17 protein-coding genes are annotated in these 14,712 nt (G+C 67.6%); 13 read left to right on the top strand and 4 right to left on the bottom strand.

Features of this window, described 5'->3' with window-relative positions:
- The 4 genes from QOJ24_RS22880 to QOJ24_RS22865 all read left to right on the top strand — a co-directional run.
- Positions 1 to 2,439 (top strand): [protein-PII] uridylyltransferase (locus QOJ24_RS22880; RefSeq protein WP_526265438.1); only part of this gene is annotated, 2,439 nt, incomplete at its 5' end.
- Positions 2,440 to 2,449: 10 nt separating this feature from the next.
- On the top strand, positions 2,450 to 4,000 hold the full coding sequence (gene ffh / locus QOJ24_RS22875) for a signal recognition particle protein (protein ID WP_526265436.1): 1,551 nt from the start codon (positions 2,450 to 2,452) through the stop codon (positions 3,998 to 4,000).
- A complete protein-coding gene (locus QOJ24_RS22870; RefSeq protein WP_526265434.1) occupies positions 4,000 to 5,070 on the top strand; it encodes an amidohydrolase family protein in 1,071 nt (356 codons plus the stop codon). The genes ffh and QOJ24_RS22870 overlap by 1 nt, the downstream gene beginning before the upstream one ends.
- A complete protein-coding gene (locus QOJ24_RS22865) occupies positions 5,060 to 5,851 on the top strand; it encodes a CDP-diacylglycerol diphosphatase (protein WP_526265432.1) in 792 nt (263 codons plus the stop codon). The genes QOJ24_RS22870 and QOJ24_RS22865 overlap by 11 nt, the downstream gene beginning before the upstream one ends.
- A gap of 3 nt (positions 5,852 to 5,854) precedes the next feature.
- On the opposite strand, the gene QOJ24_RS22860 is transcribed toward QOJ24_RS22865, so the two are convergent.
- Together QOJ24_RS22860 and QOJ24_RS22855 are read right to left on the bottom strand one after the other, a co-directional pair.
- Positions 5,855 to 6,682 (bottom strand): D-alanyl-D-alanine carboxypeptidase family protein, encoded by an 828-nt coding sequence (locus tag QOJ24_RS22860; protein WP_526265430.1) that lies wholly within the window; start codon positions 6,680 to 6,682, stop codon positions 5,855 to 5,857.
- 90 nt (positions 6,683 to 6,772) lie between these two features.
- The gene (locus QOJ24_RS22855; protein WP_526265428.1) at positions 6,773 to 7,651 is read right to left on the bottom strand and encodes a D-alanyl-D-alanine carboxypeptidase family protein; all 879 of its coding nucleotides are present in this window, start codon (positions 7,649 to 7,651) and stop codon (positions 6,773 to 6,775) included.
- Positions 7,652 to 7,711: 60 nt separating this feature from the next.
- Here QOJ24_RS22855 and QOJ24_RS22850 point away from each other — a divergent pair, with 60 nt between their 5' ends.
- From QOJ24_RS22850 to trmD, 5 genes are all read left to right on the top strand, one after another.
- Positions 7,712 to 8,134 carry a nuclear transport factor 2 family protein gene (locus QOJ24_RS22850; protein ID WP_526265426.1) on the top strand — a complete coding sequence of 141 codons (423 nt, stop codon included), beginning with the start codon at positions 7,712 to 7,714 and terminating at the stop codon, positions 8,132 to 8,134.
- Between the two features lie 175 nt (positions 8,135 to 8,309).
- Entirely contained in the window at positions 8,310 to 8,891 is a 582-nt protein-coding gene (gene rpsP, locus QOJ24_RS22845; protein ID WP_526265425.1) for a 30S ribosomal protein S16, read from the top strand.
- Positions 8,888 to 9,130, top strand: coding sequence for an RNA-binding protein (locus QOJ24_RS22840; RefSeq protein WP_099040063.1), 243 nt, complete (start codon positions 8,888 to 8,890; stop codon positions 9,128 to 9,130). The genes rpsP and QOJ24_RS22840 overlap by 4 nt, the downstream gene beginning before the upstream one ends.
- An 8-nt stretch (positions 9,131 to 9,138) precedes the next feature.
- Complete coding sequence (rimM, locus tag QOJ24_RS22835; protein WP_526265423.1) at positions 9,139 to 9,657, top strand: ribosome maturation factor RimM; 519 nt, start codon at positions 9,139 to 9,141, stop codon at positions 9,655 to 9,657.
- A gap of 12 nt (positions 9,658 to 9,669) precedes the next feature.
- Entirely contained in the window at positions 9,670 to 10,350 is a 681-nt protein-coding gene (trmD, locus tag QOJ24_RS22830) for a tRNA (guanosine(37)-N1)-methyltransferase TrmD (protein WP_526265421.1), read from the top strand.
- Here trmD and QOJ24_RS22825 read toward each other — a convergent pair.
- Together QOJ24_RS22825 and QOJ24_RS22820 are read right to left on the bottom strand one after the other, a co-directional pair.
- Positions 10,347 to 11,276 (bottom strand): serine hydrolase, encoded by a 930-nt coding sequence (locus QOJ24_RS22825; RefSeq protein WP_526265419.1) that lies wholly within the window; start codon positions 11,274 to 11,276, stop codon positions 10,347 to 10,349. The genes trmD and QOJ24_RS22825 overlap by 4 nt on opposite strands.
- Before the next feature lie 109 nt (positions 11,277 to 11,385).
- Positions 11,386 to 12,303, bottom strand: coding sequence for a serine hydrolase (locus QOJ24_RS22820; protein WP_526265417.1), 918 nt, complete (start codon positions 12,301 to 12,303; stop codon positions 11,386 to 11,388).
- A 286-nt stretch (positions 12,304 to 12,589) separates the two neighbouring features.
- On the opposite strand from QOJ24_RS22820, the gene rplS reads away from it, so the two are divergent.
- From rplS to QOJ24_RS22800, 4 genes are all read left to right on the top strand, one after another.
- Positions 12,590 to 12,931, top strand: coding sequence for a 50S ribosomal protein L19 (gene rplS, locus QOJ24_RS22815; protein ID WP_318994962.1), 342 nt, complete (start codon positions 12,590 to 12,592; stop codon positions 12,929 to 12,931).
- A 64-nt stretch (positions 12,932 to 12,995) separates the two neighbouring features.
- Positions 12,996 to 13,838: a signal peptidase I gene (gene lepB, locus QOJ24_RS22810; protein WP_526265415.1), complete on the top strand. Its 843-nt coding sequence runs from the start codon at positions 12,996 to 12,998 to the stop codon at positions 13,836 to 13,838.
- Between the two features lie 8 nt (positions 13,839 to 13,846).
- On the top strand, positions 13,847 to 14,563 hold the full coding sequence (locus QOJ24_RS22805; protein ID WP_526265413.1) for a ribonuclease HII: 717 nt from the start codon (positions 13,847 to 13,849) through the stop codon (positions 14,561 to 14,563).
- A 41-nt stretch (positions 14,564 to 14,604) separates the two neighbouring features.
- On the top strand, positions 14,605 to 14,712 hold a 108-nt coding region (locus tag QOJ24_RS22800; protein ID WP_526265440.1), incomplete at its 3' end, for a DUF2469 family protein.

Here is a 14,712-nt window from a genome sequence, read left to right as displayed (position 1 = left end):
ACGCCGGCGGCGGTCTCGTCGAAGGCCGCCACCGACTTGCGGACGGCGTGCGAGAAGCTGGTCTCCGACTCCCATCACCTGGATGCCGCCGAGCTCCGCGACGCACTGCTCGACCTGCACGAATTCTGGCTCTCGTCGAAGGCTGCCGAGATCGGGATCACCGAGACCAGCGGCTTCGCGATCGTCGCAACCGGAGGCCTCGGCCGACGCGAACTCCTGCCGTACTCCGACCTGGACCTGATGCTGTTGCACGACAATCTGCCCAAGAAGGTCGTCAGCGAGGTCGCCGAGAACCTTTGGTACCCGTTGTGGGACGCCAATATTCGGCTCGACCACAGCGTCCGGACGGTGGCCGACGCGATGAAGGTTGCCGGAGAGGACATCTCGGCCGGGCTGGCCATGTTGGAGGTGCGTCATATCGCTGGCGATGCCGACTTGTCGACGCTGCTGGTCGGTGGTGCGCGTCGGCAGTGGCGGACCGGAATCGCCTCGCGCTTCGACGAACTCGTCGAACACACCAAGCAGCGGTGGCAGCGCAGCGGAGAGATCGCCCACCGCGCCGAGCCGGATTTGAAGACCGGCCGCGGTGGTCTGCGCGACGTGCAGCTGCTCAACGCGCTGGCGATAGCGCAGCTGGCCGACGTCTACCCGAGCAGGTCGTTGGCCTCGCCGACCGAAACGCTCGGCGAGGCGCACCTCGCGCTGCTTAACGTTCGCACCGAGCTACACCGGGTATCCGGTCGTGGCCGGGAGCTGGTGCTGGCCCAGCACGCCGACGAGATCGGCGCAGCCTTGCGCATCGGTGACCGTTTCGATCTGGCGCGCGTGCTCTCCGATGCTGCACGCACCATCAGCTTTTACGTCGACGCCGGCGTTCGCACCGCAGGCAATGCGCTGCCGCGCCGGGGATTCGCGGCGTTTCGTCGACCGGTGCGCCGGCCGCTGGACGAAGGGGTCATCGAGTTCGGTGGCGAGGTGATCCTTGCCCGCGACGCGCGCCCCGAGCGCGACCCCGGCCTGATCCTGCGTGTTGCCGCAGCTTCGGCAAGCACCGGTCTGCCGATGGCGGCGTCCACGCTGGCCCGGCTCGGCCAGTCCGCGCCCGAACTGCGCACACCGTGGCCGCGGCAGGCGCTCAAGGATCTGCTGGTGATGCTGGCCGCAGGCCCGACGGCGGTGGCCACGATAGAGGCGCTCGACCGCACCGGGCTGTGGGGCAGGCTGTTCCCGGAGTGGGGAGCCGTGCGTGATCTGCCACCCCGCGACGTGGTGCACATCTGGACCGTTGACCGCCATCTCGTCGAGACCGTTTCCCGGGCAAGCGCTTTCACCACTCGCGTGTCGCGTCCCGACCTGTTACTGCTCGGCGCGCTGTGTCACGATATCGGCAAGGGCAGGGGCGGTGACCACAGCGTCATCGGTGCCGAGCTGGCGACTCAGATCGGCACCAGGCTCGGTCTGTGGCCGTCGGATGTCGAGGTGCTCTCCAAGGTCGTGCGGCATCACCTCCTGCTTCCGCACACCGCCACCCGCCGTGACCTGCAGGACGCCAAGACCATCGAAGCCGTCGTCGAGGCGGTGGAAGGCGACACGGTCCTGCTCGAGTTGTTGGCCGCGCTGGCCGAGGCCGACTCGTTGGCCACCGGCCCCGGCGTCTGGGGTGACTGGAAGGCGTCGCTGATCGGCGACCTGGTGCGCCGCTGCCGGCTGGTGATGGCCGGCGAGGAGTTGCCGCATCCCGATCCCGTTGATCCACACCATCTTTCGCTTGCTTCGACAGTCGGCGTACATGTGGAGCTGACGCCGGCCGACAGCCCGCACATCTACAACGTGACGATGATCGCTCCCGACCGGCGTGGGCTGCTGTCGAAGGCGGCGGGCGTGCTGGCGCTGAACTCGCTTCGGGTGCACTCGGCGTCGGTCAACGGTCACCAAGGCTCGGCGATCAACACGTTCGTCGTGTCGCCGCACTTCGGCTCGCCGCCCGCCGCCGAGCTGCTGCGACAGCAGTTCATCCTCGCCCTCGACGGTGAGCTCGACGTGCTCGCGTCGCTGGATCGCCGCGACCGCGAAGCCGCGCAGCACGGCACGACGCGGGCGGGCGAGGCGCCCAACGCGGTGCCCATCAACCACGCCACCGCGCCGCCACGGATCCTGTGGTCCCAAGGTGCGGAGCCCGGCGAGCTGGTGGTGCAGATCCGGTCCACCGACCGTGCGGGCCTGCTGGCACGGCTGACCGCGGTGTTCGAGCGGGACGGGGTGGACATCGCGTGGGCGAAGGTGACCACGCTGGGCTCATCGGTGGTCGACCTCTTCGGGATCGTGATCCCGGCCGAGGGCCAGGGTGACGGCTCCACGGTCCGTGACGAGCTGCAACACGACCTGTACGAGGTACTGCCCACCCCTGCGCCCGCGAAGCCGGTGTCCGAGGCCAGCTAGGCTTGTCGTCGTGTTTGAATCCCTCTCCGACCGGTTGACCGGTGTCCTGTCGGACCTGCGCGGCAAGGGGCGGTTGACCGACGCCGACATCGATGCGACCACCCGCGAGATCCGGCTGGCGTTGTTGGAGGCAGACGTCTCGCTGCCCGTGGTGCGCGAATTCGTCGCGCGCATCAAGGAGCGCGCACGCGGAGCTGAGGTGTCGGGCGCCCTCAACCCGGCCCAACAGGTCGTCAAGATCGTCAACGAGGAGCTCGTCGGGATCCTGGGCGGGCAGACCCGCCAGCTGGCGTTCGCCAAGACACCGCCGACGGTGGTGATGCTCGCGGGCCTGCAGGGTTCGGGTAAGACGACGCTGGCCGGCAAGCTCGCGAAATGGCTTAAGGGTCAAGGGCATACGCCGCTGCTGGTGGCTTGCGACCTGCAGCGCCCCGGCGCGGTCAACCAGCTACAGGTCGTCGGCGGCCAGGCCGGTGTCGAGGTGTTCGCGCCGCATCCCGGCGCATCGGCCGACGGCTCCGTCGACACCGATGCCAGCGCGCCGGTCAAGGTGGCCTCCGACGGTCTCGCCGAGGCAAGGGCACGGCATTTCGACGTGGTCATCGTCGACACCGCCGGGCGGCTCGGCATCGACGACGCGCTGATGGCGCAGGCAGCCTCGATCCGCGACGCCGTCGATCCCGACGAGGTGCTGTTCGTCGTCGACGCGATGATCGGCCAGGACGCCGTCACCACCGCGGAGGCGTTCCGCGAGGGAGTCGGGTTCACCGGCGTGGTGCTCACCAAGCTGGACGGCGACGCCCGCGGTGGCGCCGCGCTGTCGGTGCGCGAGGTCATCGGCGTGCCGATCCTGTTCGCGTCCGCAGGCGAGAAACTCGACGACTTCGACGTTTTCCACCCCGACCGGATGGCCGGCCGCATCCTCGGCATGGGCGACGTGCTGACCCTGATCGAGCAGGCCGAGCAGGTCTTCGACGCGCAGCAGGCCGAGGATGCCGCCGCCAAGATCGGGTCGGGCGAGCTGACGCTCGAGGACTTCCTCGAGCAGATGATGGCCATCCGCAAGATGGGGCCGATCGGCAACCTGTTGGGCATGCTTCCCGGCGCCGGTCAGATGAAGGATGCGCTGGCCGCGGTCGACGACAGCCAGCTTGACCGGGTGCAGGCGATCATCCGCGGTATGACGCCGCAGGAGCGCGCCGAGCCGAAGATCATCAACGCATCGCGGCGGCTGCGCATCGCCAACGGCTCCGGTGTGACGGTGGCTGAGGTCAACCAGCTTGTCGACCGGTTCTTCGAGGCCCGCAAGATGATGTCGCAAATGGCCGGACAGATGGGAATGCCGTTCGGCCGCAAAGGTTCTTCGCGCAAGAACGCCAAGAACAAGAAGAAGGGCAAGAAGGGCGGCCGCGGTCCGACGCCACCGAAGGTGCGCAGCCCATTCGGCGCGGGTGTGCCCGAGGGCTTCCCCGACCTGTCCAACATGCCCAAGGGCCTCGACGAGCTGCCGCCGGGCTTGGCCGACATCGACCTGTCGAAGCTGAAGTTTCCCAAGAACTGATGCGACTGCATGTCCGCGGCCGGGGCTTACCCGATGAGCAGCCCGTGGACTGGTGGATCGTCGACGGCGTGCTGAGCGCCGAACCGGTCGCCGACGCTCAGACCGTCTTCGACGGCGGTTGGATCGTGCCCGGGCTCGTCGACGCGCACTGCCACGTCGGGCTCGGTGCGCACGGCCCGGTAGACAACCTCGACGAGTGCGTCGAGCAGGCGGAGACCGAACGCGGGGTCGGCGCACTTCTGCTGCGCGACTGCGGGTCGCCGATCGACACCCGCGCCCTCGACGACCGCGACGACCTGCCCCGAATCATCCGGCACGGTCGCCATCTGGCGCGGCCGAAGCGTTACCAGCGCGACTTCGCGATCGAGCTGGAAGACGAGGCGCAATTGCCTGACGCGGTCGCCGAGCAGGCGCGATGGGGCGACGGCTGGGTCAAGCTGGTCGGCGACTGGATCGACAGGGACGTCGGCGACCTGGCGCCGCTCTGGTCCGACGATGTGCTCACGGCGGCGATGGAGGCGGCCCACGCCGAGGGGGCGCGGGTCACCGCCCACGTGTTCAGCGAGGAGGCGTTGCCCGGCCTGATCAGGGCGGGCATCGACTGCATCGAGCACGGCACCGGCCTCACGGACGACGCGCTGGCGCTGATGGTCGAGCACGGAACGGCGTTGGTGCCGACGCTGATCAACATCGAGAATTTTCCCGGCATCGCCGACGGCGCCTCGAAGTACCCGGGCTACGCCAGCCACATGCGGGATCTTTACCGCCGCAGCGGCCCGCGCTTCGCTGCCGCGCGCGAGGCGGGCGTGCCGATATTTGCGGGCACCGATGCGGGCAGCATGGTCGCGCACGGTCGCATCGGCGATGAGGTCGACGCGCTGAAGCGGATCGGGATGACGCCGACGGAGGCGCTCGGGGCGGCGAGCTGGACGGCCCGCGACTGGCTGGGCAGACCGTCGCTCGAGCACGGCGCGTCGGCGGATCTGGTCTGTTACGTCGAGGATCCCCGTACGGGAGCGGCCGTCATCAACCATCCGGACCTGGTTGTGCTGCGCGGCCGTGCGTACTAGGGGGCGGCTGCGAGGTGTCGCGGGCGCGCTCCTCCTTGTGGCGACGGTCGTCTGCGCGCCGCAGGCTGTTGGCGATCCAAATGCTTTGTGGGCCATCGTGAACGGCCAGTGCGTACCCGGTCAACAGAACAACGGTGACCCTGCCCCGTGCGCGCTGGTCGACCTCGACGGCGGCGAACCGCGCGGCTATGCGGTGCTCAAGGATCTGGTCGGTGCCACCCAGTTCCTGCTGATCCCGACCGCGCGCGTGCCGGGAATCGAGAGCCCGCAGATCCTGGCCGCCGATGCGCCGAACTACTTCGCCGACGCGTGGCGGGCCCGTTCCTTCGTCGAACAGCGCGCAGGGCGAGAACTGCCCCGGGACTGGCTGAGCCTTGCCGTCAACTCCGCAGACGCGCGGTCACAAGACCAGCTGCACATTCACGTCGACTGTGTCCGGGCCGACGTGCGCCAGGCGCTGGCCGCCCACGCCGACGACATCGGCGCGACATGGCGGCCGTTCCCCGAAACGCTTGCCGGTCAGCGGTACCGGGCGATGTCGATCCGGGCGCAGGAACTGGACGGCGTCAACCCGTTTCAGCTTCTCGCCGACGACCTGCCCGCAGGGGACTCCATGGGCGCGCAGTCATTGGTGGTCGTTGGTGACAATGATGCCGACGGGCGACCGGGCTTCGTTCTGCTCGCGGGTCGAGCCGACGTCACCAGGCCGGGCAGCGGGCACGGTGAGGACCTCCAGGACCATGTCGCATGCCCGCCGCCTGCCGAGGTGATGGGCAAGTAGCCGTCACGGTTGCCCGAAGCCCCAGTCGAACAATGCGGTGGCCTGGCCGTAGAGGTCGCCGTCGCCGTACATCTCCACCACGATCAGCCGTCGGTTGCCCCGCTGCGCTGCGGCGACGAAGGTGTCGCGGGCGAGGTTCGTGTAGCCCGTCTTGCCGGCGATCGTGCCCGGATAGCTCGTCAGCAGTTTGTTCTGGGCGGTGATCGTCTTGCCGGGGAACGGTGCCGACCTGGCCTGGAAGATCTGCGCTATCAGCGGATAGGTCAGGGCGGCGCGGTAGATCACCGCGAGGTCGTGCGGCGTCGTGACCGACTCCCAGCCCGGTCCGTCGAGCCCCGAGGGCGACGATGCCCGTGTGCTCTTGGCCCCCAGGGTCGCGGCCTTGCGGTTCATCGCGGCGACGGCGACCTGCTGTCCGCCCAGCATGTCGGCCAACATGTTGGCCGCGTCGTTTCCCGAAACCATCAGCAGGGCCGACAGCAGCTGCTGGGTGGTGTATGCCTGACCCGGCTCGAGCCCGACACACGAGCATTCGACCTCGGTGTGGGATTGGTTGGCGCGCGCGAAGTTATCGGGACGCAGATTGTCCAGGACCACCATCGCGAGCAGCGGCTTGATCGTACTGGCGGGTGCGTGCTGCCCGTTCGGATCCTGGGCGGCTAGAACGCGTCCCGAGTCGAGGTCGGCGAGCAGCCACGCCTGCGCGGGGCCGTCGGGAAGTGCGACCGCGCCCGGCGGCTGGATGCCGGGCTCAGCCGTCGCGGTCGGTGCTGCCACCGCTGAGCTCGCCATCGCGAGCGCGGTTATCAAGGCAGCCAACATCTTTCGCACGGAGGCTGAGCGTATCCTGTACGTTCACCGGTTTAGCCGCGCTGAGGTCTCGGATCCATTGCGGATCAACAACTTTTGATGACGCTGGGTCTAGAGCGACGAAACGCTCATCTGCCTGTCCTGGGAGAAGCCCCAGTCGAACAGGCCGATGGCCTGGTCCCAGTATGTCGGACCGCCTTCTTTGATCAGCCCGTACATCATGGCGACCACCAACCGGCGACCGCCGCGGTCGGCGGCCGCGACGAACGTCTTCTTCGCAGCGTCGGTGAACCCGGTCTTGCCCCCGAGGGTGCCCGGATAGCGGTGCAGCAGTTCGTCGTCGTTCACGATCGGCTTGTCACCCCCGGCCGTCGGGAACGTGGCCGCCGGCTGCGCGATCGTCGCCGCGAAGACCGGATTGGCCATCGCTGCGCGGAAGATGACTGCGAGGTCCCGTGGGGTGGTGGCTCCGGCGCCGCCGGCCCCGTCCAGCCCGGACGGGGTGGCCGCATGCGTGGACAGCGCGCCGATCGACGCGGCCTTGGCATTCATCTTCGCCACCGCGGTGTCATAGCCACCGATCATGTCGGCCAGCGCGTTGGCCGCGTCATTTCCCGACATCAGCAGGATCGCGCCCAGAAGCTGGCGAGCGGTGTAGGTGCGGCCCGGCTCGATGCCCGCGCAGGTGCACTCGACGTGGGTGTCGGCCTCGGTGCCCACGACCGTCGCGTCCAGGTTGGTCACCTCGTCGAGCGCGGTCAGCACCAGCAGGGTCTTGATCGTGCTCGCGGGTGGATGGGGGATGTCCATCTCCCGCTCGGCCAGCACCTGGCCGGTGTCCATGTCGGCGACGATCCACGCGGGCGCGGGCCCGTCGGGAGGCGCCACGTTGCCGATGGGCGCAATGTCGGGTTCTGCTTCGGCCAGCGGAACAACGGATAGCAAAACCAGGCTCAGGCACGCGGCGATGACTGTGAAAAACCTCCCCATGGGTTCAGCAGCGTAACCCCGATCGGTTTATTGCGGTGCCCGGAGTGTTCAATCGAGAAGATGCTGAGCCTCGAAGAGATCTCTGACCGCCTCGAACTCCAACACCTGCTGATCAGCTACTCCGAGGCCATCGATCGCCGTGAGTTCGACGAGTTGGACGAAATCTTCGTCGACGACGCCTACATCGACTACCGCGACACAGGCGGCATCGACGGCAGATACCCGCAGATCAAGCTGTGGCTGGCCGAGACACTGCCCACCTATTTCGAGCGAAACGCTCACATGCTGGGGCTGCCCGCCATCAAGCTCGCCGGTGACACCGCGACCGCGCGCACCTTCTGTTTCAACCCGATGGTGCTCAAGGGCGACAAACCCAAGGTCATGCAGGTCGGTGTCTGGTACGACGACGAGTTCGTCCGCACTGCCGACGGCTGGCGGCTGTCCCGCCGCGTGGAGATCAAGTGCTACGACAAGATCCTGTGACCCTGACCGGGCGCGATTTCTCCCGGTAGCTGCTGTTCTGGCACAATGGGCGGCTGTCTGCCGCGGGACTACGGCCCCGCGATGGTCACACACGTAAGGCAAAACCGGATCCGGGCATCTCCGCCCGCGATCGCTGAATTGCAGCGTGGCAATCATCAGGAGAATTCGCTTTCACATGGCTGTAAAGATCAAGCTCACCCGGTTCGGCAAGATCCGCAATCCCCAGTACCGCATCGCCGTCGCCGACGCGCGCACGCGCCGCGACGGACGGTCCATCGAGGTCATCGGCCGCTATCACCCGAAGGAAGATCCGAGCCTCATCGAGATCGACTCGGAGCGCGCGCAGTACTGGCTCGGCGTCGGCGCCCAGCCCACCGAACCGGTGCTGGCACTGCTGAAGATCACCGGCGACTGGCAGAGGTTCAAGGGACTGCCCGGCACCGAGGGAACGCTCAAGGTCAAGGAGCCCAAGCCGAGCAAGCTGGATCTGTTCAACGCCGCGCTCGCAGACGCCGACGGCGGCCCGAGCACCGAGGCCACCACCGCCAAGAAGAAGAAGGCGCCGGCCAAGAAGGCCGCCAAGGCCGCCGGAGCCGATACGTCGGCGACATCAGACGGAGCCGATACGTCGGCTCCCGCAGAGAATGCGGAGCCCGCCGAGGCGCAGGTCGCTCCGGTCAAGGACGAGTCCGAGCCTGCAGCAGAAGGTGCCGACGCGTCCGCTGCCGCGCCCGCCGCGCAGGCCGACGAATCGTGAGCTCGGTCGTCGTCGACGCCGTCGAACATCTGGTTCGCGGCATCGTGGACAACCCCGATGATGTCCGGGTCGACATGGTGACGTCCCGGCGTGGCCGCACCGTGGAGGTGCACGTGCACCCCGAAGACCTCGGCAAGGTCATCGGCCGCGGCGGCCGCACGGCGACTGCTCTGCGTACTCTCGTCGCGGGCATCGGCGGTCGGGGCATTCGCGTCGACGTGGTGGACACCGACCAGTAGCGGATCTGATGGACCTGGTAGTCGGGCGGGTCGTCAGGGCACACGGCATCTCCGGTGAGCTCGTCGTCGACGTCCGCACCGATGACCCCGAGACGCGTTTCGCCCCCGGCGCCCGGCTGCGGGCACGGCCCAAGAGCGGCCAGGAGCGCACCTACGTGGTCGAGTCTGCGCGCGAGCACAGCGGACGGCTGCTGCTTCGATTGACCGGCGTCGCCGACCGAAATTCAGCGGATGCGTTGCGCGGCTACCTGTTCATCGTCGATTCGCAAGAGCTCCCCCCGATCGACGACCCCGACGAGTTCTACGATCATCAGCTCGAGGGGCTGCGGGTGGTGACGACCGACGGGCGTCTGGTCGGCAACGTCAAAGAAGTTCTGCACACCGCGGCGGGGGAGCTGTTGTCGGTGACGTCGGAGACGGGTGCCGAAGTGCTTGTGCCGTTCGTCAGCGCGATCGTCACCGAGGTGTCGTTGGCGGATCAGACCATCGAGGTGGACCCGCCAGAGGGTCTGCTGGAGCTGCAGTGAGGACTCGCAACTGTGCTCATTGACGTGCTGACCATCTTCCCCGGCTATCTCGACCCGTTGCGACAGTCGTTGCCCGGCAAGGCGATTGAGGCGGGAATTGTCGACCTGCGGGTGCATGATCTGCGCCGGTGGACACACGACGTGCACCGTTCCGTCGACGACTCGCCGTACGGCGGCGGCCCGGGCATGGTGATGAAGGCGCCGGTGTGGGGAGAGGCGCTCGACGAAATCTGCTCGCGGGAAACGCTTCTCGTCGTTCCGACGCCGGCAGGCCAATTGTTCACGCAGGCGACGGCCCAACGCTGGGGCAGCGAATCACATCTGGTGTTCGCCTGTGGGCGCTACGAGGGTATCGACCAGCGCGTCATCGACGACGCCGCTAAACGGATGCGCGTCGAAGAGGTGTCGATCGGTGACTACGTGCTGCCTGGCGGCGAGTCGGCGGCGCTGGTGATGATCGAGGCGGTCTTACGACTGCTTCCCGACGTATTGGGCAATCCCGCTTCGCACCAATCGGATTCGCATTCAGACGGGCTGCTCGAGGGACCCAGCTTCACCCGGCCTCCGAGCTGGCGCGGCCTGGACGTGCCGGACGTGCTGTTATCGGGCGACCACGCGAAGGTGGCAGCGTGGCGACGGCAACAGGCGTTGGAGCGCACCAGGGCACGCCGTCCCGACCTGCTCGAGGACTAGATCTTTCCGCCGGGGAACATCGTCTTGACCGCTTGGGTCAGGGTGGCCCGCGCGTCCGCCGCGTCGTCGGACTCCAGCGAGCCGATCGCCATCACGTAGCGGCGATCCGGTCCGATGACGCCGGTGGTCACATGCAACTGGTTCGAGCCGTTCCAGCAGCAGAACCAGCCCTGCTTGACGGCCACCGGCTCGGCGTAGAGGCCTTCGGGGATGCCGAAGCGCTGCGGGTAGCCGTCGCTACCGGTCGGCGTCGACTGCGCGAGATTGGACATGATGACGTTGGCCTGTTCTGGCGGCAGCCCGCCACTACCGTCCAGCAGCATGTCGTAATAGCGGACCAGGTCGCTCGCGGTGGTCAACGTGACGTCCCAGTGTCCGTTGTAGGGCGCCGTCGTGCCCGTCAACCCGTACCGCGCCACGACGCGGCTGATGACCGCGTTCCCGCCGCTGCGGCTCCAGAAGTTCTGGGCCGCACCATCGTCGGAGGACCGCAGCATGGTGTCGAGCGACTTGCGGTCGGCAGGAGAAAGCGTCGCCTGACCTTTGGACTCCTGCAGCAGCAGGTCGTCGGCGATGAACAGCTTCACCACCGACGCGGTCGGGAAGGGTCGACCGCTTCCAGCCGAGATGATCTGCCCGGTGTTGCGGTCCATCACCACCACCGAGATGTCGGCTCCGGACTTGGCCGCGTCGGCGGCGGCCTGGCGCGCGCGCACGTCAAGGCCGTCGAACGTCGCGGACGGCTGGCCCGGCGGGGCTGCCGGCAGTGGGGCCTCGTTGTTCTGCGGCGCGACGATCGTCACCTGCGGGCTATCCGACTCTGCAGGGGGCGTGCCGTAAACCCGTGCCTCACAACCGGAGACGATTAGCGCCGCAATCACGATGGCTGCGGTCGCCGTCGCCCGACTCGACGGCCGCCGACGCATAACTCTCCTTAGTGGAACGATGAAACACGTTTTTACCCGGCGAGGCGGTGATCAAACCGCCTTGCGGCACCTGCCGTGCGCCGGCGGCCTCAGCCTAATACGAGCCGGGCTAGATCCGCCCGCCCGGAAACATCGTCTTGACGGCCTGGGTGATGGTGGCCCTCGCTGCATCCGCGCCGGCAGGCTGGTCGGATGCGATCGCCATGACGTAGCGGTGGTCGGCCCCGACGATGCCGGTGGATAGGTGCATCCAGTCGCTGCCGACGCAGCACATCCAGCCCTGTTTGACGGCAACCGGTTCGGCGTAGAGCCCCTCGGGGATGCCGAAACGCTGCGGGTAGACGCCGCCCGGCATCATTCCGTCGATGCCGGTCGGGCTGGATTGGGCCAGGTTGTCGACGATCATGTCGGCCTTGTCCATCGGCAGGCCGCCGGCACCGGACAGCATCATGTCGTAGTAGCGCACCAGGTCGGCCGCCGTGCTGATGGTGTTGAACCACCTGCCGTTTGCCCGGGTGCCGCCGAGGCCGTAGCGGCCTGCGACGCGGGTGACGATCGCGCTGCCGCCGTTTCGGTCCCAGAACACCTGTGCAGCGCTGTCGTCGGAGGAACGCAGCATCGACTCGAACAGCTTCTTGTCGTCCGGCGACAGCGGCGGTCCGCGCAGCAGCATGTCGTCGGCGATGAACAACTTGACGACCGACGCGATCGCGATGCTCCTGTCATTGCCGTTGGTAATGCGCATGCGGGTCGAGCGGTCCAGCACCACAGTCGTGATGTCGGCGCCCTTGGCGGCGGCCTCGGAGGTGGCCTGCATGGTGCGGTTCTCCAGACCGACGAAGGACGCGGTGGGCTCGTCGGGCGGCGCCTCCGGCAGGGGGGCCAGCGGACCCTGCGGCGCGACGACGATCAGCCGCGGGGCGTCGGGGTCGACCGGCGGCGGCGTGCCGTACACGCGCGCCTCGCAGCCGGTCAGGGCCAGCACCGCAGCGGTCACCGCGACCAGCCTCGACGGCCGCCGACGCATACGTCTCCTCCAGAAAGTTCTTCGAACGGGGAACAAGCGCTGCTGACCGCCCGCCCGTATCTGTGAGCCTAACGGGTCGGCGACGGTCGTGCGGCCCCGACTTCGGCTCGCGATTTCACTGCATGCGGGCACGTCTGGCACAATTGACCAGTTGTCTGGGCGAGACGTGGGGATGGCAGGCCCGTCCGTCACAGGATGCACCAGATACGCCCGAGCCCATCGGCACGGCGACGCGTAACCACCGCCGGTTCGCCGACGCGAACAGCAAGAACAGGAAGAGTCACCGATGAACACGCTGGACTTCGTCGATCAGTCGTCGTTGCGCGACGACATTCCGGACTTCAGCGCCGGGGACACCGTCAACGTGCACGTCAAGGTCATCGAGGGCGCCAAAGAGCGTATCCAGGTCTTCAAGGGCGTCGTGCTGCGTCGCCAGGGCGGCGGCGTCCGCGAGACCTTCACCGTGCGCAAGGAAAGCTATGGCGTCGGCGTTGAGCGCACCTTCCCCGTGCATTCGCCGAACATCGACCACATCGACGTCGTCACCCGTGGTGACGTGCGCCGGGCCAAGCTCTATTACCTGCGCGAACTGCGGGGCAAGAAGGCGAAGATCAAGGAAAAGCGCTGACGTCGCATGCGACCCGGTGCCGCGGGTGGGGCCTCGTCCGACCCGTCGTGGCTACGCTGATCCCGTGACCGGAACCACGGACTCCCCAGACTCCTCATCCGAGCGCACGCTCGACACCGACGCCGAAGAGGCGGCCGACGAGCAGGCCGGCGAGGCCGCAGACAAATCGAAGCGCAGGCGCGGCGCGGTGCGCGAGGGCGTCATTCTCGTGGTGATTGCGGTGGGGTTGTACTACCTGATGCTGACGTTCATCGCCCGCCCCTACCTGATCCCGTCGGAGTCGATGGAGCCCACGCTGCACGGCTGTGCCGGCTGCGTCGGCGACCGCATCATGGTCGACAAGCTGAGCTACCGGTTCACCGAGCCGCGGCCGGGAGATGTGGTCGTGTTCAAGGGCCCGCCGAACTGGAACGCCGGGTACAAGTCCATTCGCTCCCCGAACCCCGCGGTGCGCTGGGTGCAGAACGCTCTCTCGTTCGTCGGTTTCGTGCCGCCGGACGAGAATGACTTGGTCAAGAGGGTGATCGCGACGGGCGGACAGACCGTCGAGTGCCGCCAGAGCACCGGGCTGACCGTCGACGGGAAGTCGCTGAAGGAGCCCTACCTGAACCTTCAGACGATGGACGTGCCCGATCCCGACAAGTACAAGTGCTTCGGCTTCGAGTTCGGACCGGTCAAGGTCCCCGAGAACCGGGTCTGGGTGATGGGGGACAACCGCACGCATTCGGCGGATTCGCGGGTGCACTGCGCCGACAATGCGGCCGATTTCCAGAGCGGGATCAAGTGCACCGGCGACCCCAACGCGGGCACCGTTCCGCTGGACAATGTCATCGGAAAGGCGCGGTTCATCGCCTGGCCGCCATCTCGGTGGGGTGGGGTTAGCTCGGTGGATCCGCAAACCGATTAGGAGCTTGTGTGCCGGCGACCTGGCCGCCCCGAACGGTGATTCGCAAGTCCTCCGGGCTGCGCACTCTGGAGTCGGCGCTGTACCGCTCCGGTCTCGGGCCGGTGGCGGGGGTCGACGAGGTCGGCCGCGGCGCGTGTGCCGGACCTCTGGTGGTGGCGGCGTGCGTGCTCGGGCCCAACCGGTTGGAGAGCCTGTCGGCGCTCGACGACTCCAAGAAGCTCACCGAGAAGGAACGAGAACGGCTGTTTCCCCTGATCCGGCGGTACGCACTGGCCTATTACGTGGTCTTCATCCCGTCCGTGGAAGTCGATCGCCGCGGGGTGCATGTGGCCAACATCGAGGGGATGCGCAGGGCGATCGCAGGCCTGTCGCTGCGGCCGGGGTACGTGCTGAGCGACGGGTTTCGGGTCCCCGGCCTGCCCGCGCCGTCGCTGCCGGTGGTGGGCGGTGACGCGGCGGCGGCCTGCATTGCCGCAGCAAGCGTGCTGGCCAAGGTCAGTCGCGATCGGTTGATGGTGAAGATGGAGGCCGAACACCCTGGCTACGGCTTCGCCGAGCACAAGGGCTACAGCACGCCCGCGCACGGGGCCGCGCTGGCCGCACTGGGGCCATGCAGCCAGCACCGGTACTCGTTCATCAACGTGCGAAGGTTGGTCGTGGCGCCGGACGGGATACCCGACGACGGGTTCGGTGGGGAGGCAGCGCAGCATGGCGAACTGGGTTGAGGAATGATGAACGCCACACCGACAAAAGGACCGCTGAACCGATGAGTGCCGAAGATCTCGAGAAGTATGAAACCGAGATGGAGCTCTCGCTGTACCGCGAATACAAGGACATCGTGGGGCAGTTCAGCTACGTGGTCGAGACCGAGCGG

This window comes from Mycobacterium sp., from assembly GCF_032159775.1.
GTDB lineage: Bacteria > Actinomycetota > Actinomycetes > Mycobacteriales > Mycobacteriaceae > Mycobacterium.
Note: the sequence above shows the minus strand (reverse complement) of the source record. Positions and strands in the feature narration are given on the sequence as shown.